Genomic DNA, 4,232 nt, shown 5'->3' with positions numbered 1-4,232 from the left:
TTAAAGAATCTCACGCAGAGGCGCAGAGACGCAGAGAAGAATCGCGTCAGTCGGGTTACCGTGAAAGCCACTCCCACAGGCCCCCGCCGGACTTTCACGGTTAAGCCTCGACCTCCAGTGCGGGACCCTTGGGCGGCGGTCGATACGCTGATGACCGTCGACTGAGCGACTATTCATTAAATGCACGAGTAATCTCATGAATAACGATGAACTGTTACAGCGCATCACCATCAATCCGGCGATCTTCGGCGGCAAGCCGATCATTCGTGGGCGTCGGCTGGCCGTGGAGCATGTCTTGGGAATGCTCGCGGCCGGCGACGACCCCGACACCCTTCTGGAGGGCTACGCCTGGCTGGAACGGGAGGACATACTCGCGTGTCTGGCCTACGCCCACAGGATGGTCGAGCATGAGCGGGTGGAGCCCCTGATCGTCAGTGCGGCGGCATGAAGGTCCTGCTGGACACCTGCGTTTGGGGCGGTGCGGTCGCGACATTGACCGCCGCGGGGCATGACGTTCGCTGGACAGGCGAGTTGGAACCGGACCCAGGCGACGAGGCGATCATGCACAGTGCCTATGAGGATGGCCGCGTGTTGATAACCCTCGACAAGGATTTCGGCGAGTTGGCCATTGTCTACGGCAAACCCCACTGCGGCATCATCCGGCTGGTGAATATTCCCGGCCGTCAGCAAGGACCGTATTGCGTGAACGTATTGCAGCGATTTGAGAGCCCGTTGATTCAGGGAGCTATCCTGACGGTGACCTCGGATCGCGTACGGATTCGGCCAGCGCATTAGCCAAGTACCAACCGTCGAGAAACTGATATGACCCAATTGGAGCGGATTACGATGGACCCCCAGGTCTGCGGTGGCCGTCCTTGCCTGCGCGGGATGCGAATCCGGGTCAAGGATGTACTCGACATGCTCGCGGCCGGCGCTTCGCGTGAAGAGATACTCGAAGATTATCCGTATCTCGAAGACGATGACATCAGCGCCGCACTGTTCTATGCGGCCCAGCAGGCTGATCACCTCACGTTGCGGGTGGCCTGATGGCCATCAAACCCTGGTACAAGGTCGCAACACCGCGCGAGGACCTGCGCGAGGGCCGCCCGCTCGATGCCGCTGAATTCGCCGTCCATCTGGATCACGTCCGGGACGGCCGCGCCGCCGTGGACTACCAGGACCCGGAGCGCTTTTTCGACCGGACCTATCTCACCAAGAGTCTGATCCTGCTGGCATCTCAGGTGATCCGGCGCCTCGCGGGCGAGGTCACCGAGACCTCGGCCGTGTTCAACATGGCGACCCAGTTCGGCGGCGGCAAGACCCATGCCGCGACCCTGGTCTACCACCTGGCCAAGCACGGTGCGCAGGCATCCGGATGGACGGGGGTCCAAACTTTGCTCCGAGCGGCGGGCGTCAACCAAGTTCCGGCGGCGGCTACCGCGGTGTTCGTCGGCACCGAATTCGATTCCATCCGAGGACGCGGCGGGGACGACGGCACCCCGAAACGGATGACGCCCTGGGGCGAGATTGCATTTCAACTGGGCGGTGCGGCGGCCTTTGAACAGGTCGCACGTCACGACCAGGAGGGCACGGCCCCGGCGGGCGATGTCATCCGCGATTTCCTGCCCAAGGACAGGCCCGCACTCATCCTCATGGACGAGCTGATGAACTATGTCAGCCGCAGCCGTAAGAGCGGTCTGTCGGCCCAGCTCTATGACTTTCTGCACAACCTGTCCGAGACGGCGCGCGGCCAGCGCAATTGCGTCCTGGTGGTGTCGATTCCGGCCTCCGAGATGGAGATGACGGCGGAGGACCAGTCGGATTATTTGCGCTTCAAGAAAATGCTGGACCGCTTGGGTAAGCCGGTGGTGATGTCGGCCGAGGCGGAGACCTCCGAGATCATCAGGCGCAGGCTCTTCGAGTGGGACTTGCGGGCAGTGGGCCAGGACGGACGGGTGCTGCTCACCAAGGATGCGGTGTCCACCTGCAACGACTATGCCGACTGGCTGTTGGAGCATCGCCAATCGATCCCGGCCGAGTTCCCCGTCGATGATGGGCGCCGGCAGTTCGGCGCGACCTACCCATTCCATCCGGTCGTGCTCTCGGTCTTCGAGCGCAAGTGGCAAACGCTGCCCCGCTTTCAGCAGACCCGCGGCATGTTGCGGCTGCTTGCGCAATGGGTGTCGAACGCCTATCTGAGCGGGTTCAAGGGTGCCCATCGGGATGGCCTGATCGGTCTGGGTACGGCCCCGCTCGATGACCCGCTGTTCCGCCGCGCCATGTTCGAGCAATTGGGCGAGGATCGTCTTGAAGGCGCGATTACCACCGACATCATCGGCAAGCCGGACTCGTTCGCGATACGCCTGGACAGCGCCGCGGTGGACACCATCAAGAAGGCGCGCCTGCACCGCAAGGTCGCCACCAGCATCTTCTTCGAGTCGAGCGGGGGGCAGCAGCACAAGGAGGCGAGCCTGGCGGAGATTCGTCTGGCGGTCGCCGAGCCTGGTCTTGAGATCGGCAACGTCGAGACGGTCTTGGAGGAACTCCAAACCAACTGCTATTTCCTCACCAGCCAGAACAACCGGTATCGCTTCAGCCTGACGCCGAACCTCAACAAGCTCCTGTCCGATCGCCGGGCCAACATCAAACCGCCCCGCATCGATGAGCGGGTAAGGGCCGAAGTCCAGAAGGTCTTCGCCAGTCAGGCGGGCGTCGAGCGGGTCTATTTCCCGGAGTGCAGCAATCAGGTCCCGGACCGCCCGGTCATTGCCATCGTGGTCCTGGCGCCGGATCAGGGGTTGGGCGATGCGCAGACCCTGGCCTTCATCGAGCAGGTCACGCGCGACTACGGGAACTCAGGCCGCACCTATAAGAGCGCCCTGATCTGGTCCATCCCCGATGCGGCCGCCAGTCTTTTGGAGGAGGCGCGTAAGCTTCTGGCCTGGCAGGATATCGACGAGGAGGAGTCCGACCGCCTGGACGAGGCCCAGAGGCATCAACTGGCCCAAAGCCTGAAGAAATCCGAGCGGGACCTGCGGGAGGCGGTCTGGCGTACCTACAAGACGATCGGCCTCCTGGGGCGCGACAATCAAATCCGCACGATCGACCTCGGTCTGGTGCATTCCAGCGCGGCGGACAGTCTGGTCGGGCTTATTCTCGGCCGCTTGCGTCAGGACGACGAGGCCGTGGACTCTGTGAATGCGAACTTCCTGGTCCGCAATTGGCCGCCGGCCCTCACCGAATGGAGCACCAAGTCCGTCAGGGACGCCTTCTTCGCCTCGCCCCGGTTCCCGCGGCTGCTCGTCATCGACAAGCTCAAGGACACCATCGCCCGTGGGGTGGCGAGCGGCGTGATCGCCTATGCCGGTAAGACCCCGGATGGGCGCTACGAGCCCTTTTTCTTCGAGCAGGACCTCGACGCGGCCGAGATCGAGTTCAGCGACGATCTATTCATCGTCACCGCCCTGGAGGCGAAAAAGTGCATCGAGCCGCCGACGCTGAAATATCTGGAGGTGCACCCCGATCACGCAAGCGTCGAGCCAGGCAAGAGCCTGGCCTTCACATTGAAGGGCCTGGACCAGCACGGCCAGGAGTATCCGCTAGGGGCCTTGAACTGGTCGGCGACCGGTGGCGAGATGACTGAGGCCGGCGTGTTCCGCGCGGGCGACGAGGAGGGCGATTACACGGTGTCCGCGGCCTGCGGCATCACCAGGGCGACGGTCCGGATTGGGGTCAAGCGCCAGGAGACAGACCCGGTCGACCGGCGCAAGGTGCCCCCAGAAAACCCGGGGATCAACTGGTCGGGCCAGGTACCGCCGCAGAAGTGGATGAACTTTTACACTAAGGTCCTGGCAAAGTTCGTCAACTCGGGTGCCTTGACCGTGCGGGTGAATGTCGATGTCAGCCCGCCGGGGGGGCTCTCCGCGCACCAGATCGAGGAGTTCAAGGCGGCGCTGAGCGAGCTTGGTCTCGCCTCGACGGTCGATGGCGAGTTCGAGGCTAACGGCCATCGCAGGAACATGGGCCATCCCGGACGCTGAAAGGCCCTGTGGGAGCGGCTTTACCGTGAAAGTGCGTAGTCAGGCCATCCTGGCCTGACGGTGTCGGGGCTGGAACTGTCTGGGCTGGAAGCCCTGACTAGGCGGCCCCGCACGCTGGCCATCGAGCTAGCGGTCGAGTGGACTTTTACGTCGCCGACTTAAGCCCCGAAGGGGCGCGACTTACCAGCCCAG

At 63.3% G+C, this 4,232-nt stretch carries 4 protein-coding genes; all 4 read left to right on the top strand.

All coding sequences use genetic code 11. From position 1 onward, the window contains the following. Positions 1-196 precede the first annotated feature (196 nt). The 4 genes from QZY48_RS09305 to QZY48_RS09290 are packed head-to-tail and all read left to right on the top strand — an operon-like array spanning position 197 to position 4,040. On the top strand, positions 197-448 hold the full coding sequence (locus QZY48_RS09305; protein WP_295430383.1) for a DUF433 domain-containing protein: 252 nt from the start codon (positions 197-199) through the stop codon (positions 446-448). Then, positions 445-795: a DUF5615 family PIN-like protein gene (locus QZY48_RS09300; RefSeq protein ID WP_295430382.1), complete on the top strand. Its 351-nt coding sequence runs from the start codon at positions 445-447 to the stop codon at positions 793-795. The genes QZY48_RS09305 and QZY48_RS09300 overlap by 4 nt, the downstream gene beginning before the upstream one ends. Before the next feature lie 27 nt (positions 796-822). Then, the gene (locus QZY48_RS09295) at positions 823-1,047 is read left to right on the top strand and encodes a DUF433 domain-containing protein (RefSeq protein WP_295430380.1); all 225 of its coding nucleotides are present in this window, start codon (positions 823-825) and stop codon (positions 1,045-1,047) included. Beyond that, entirely contained in the window at positions 1,047-4,040 is a 2,994-nt protein-coding gene (locus QZY48_RS09290; protein ID WP_295430378.1) for a DUF499 domain-containing protein, read from the top strand. The genes QZY48_RS09295 and QZY48_RS09290 overlap by 1 nt, the downstream gene beginning before the upstream one ends. Positions 4,041-4,232: the final 192 nt, after the last annotated feature.

Origin of the sequence: uncultured Thiodictyon sp. (genome assembly GCF_903828115.1) — a bacterium.
Classification (GTDB): Bacteria; Pseudomonadota; Gammaproteobacteria; order Chromatiales; family Chromatiaceae; genus Thiodictyon.
Note: the sequence above shows the minus strand (reverse complement) of the source record. Positions and strands in the feature narration are given on the sequence as shown.

Coding starts and splice junctions, on each gene's coding strand:
- QZY48_RS09305 (WP_295430383.1), top strand. CDS start 197: ATGAATAACGATGAACTGTTACAGCGCATCACCATCAATCCGGCGATC.
- QZY48_RS09295 (WP_295430380.1), top strand. CDS start 823: ATGACCCAATTGGAGCGGATTACGATGGACCCCCAGGTCTGCGGTGGC.
- QZY48_RS09300 (WP_295430382.1), top strand. CDS start 445: ATGAAGGTCCTGCTGGACACCTGCGTTTGGGGCGGTGCGGTCGCGACA.
- QZY48_RS09290 (WP_295430378.1), top strand. CDS start 1,047: ATGGCCATCAAACCCTGGTACAAGGTCGCAACACCGCGCGAGGACCTG.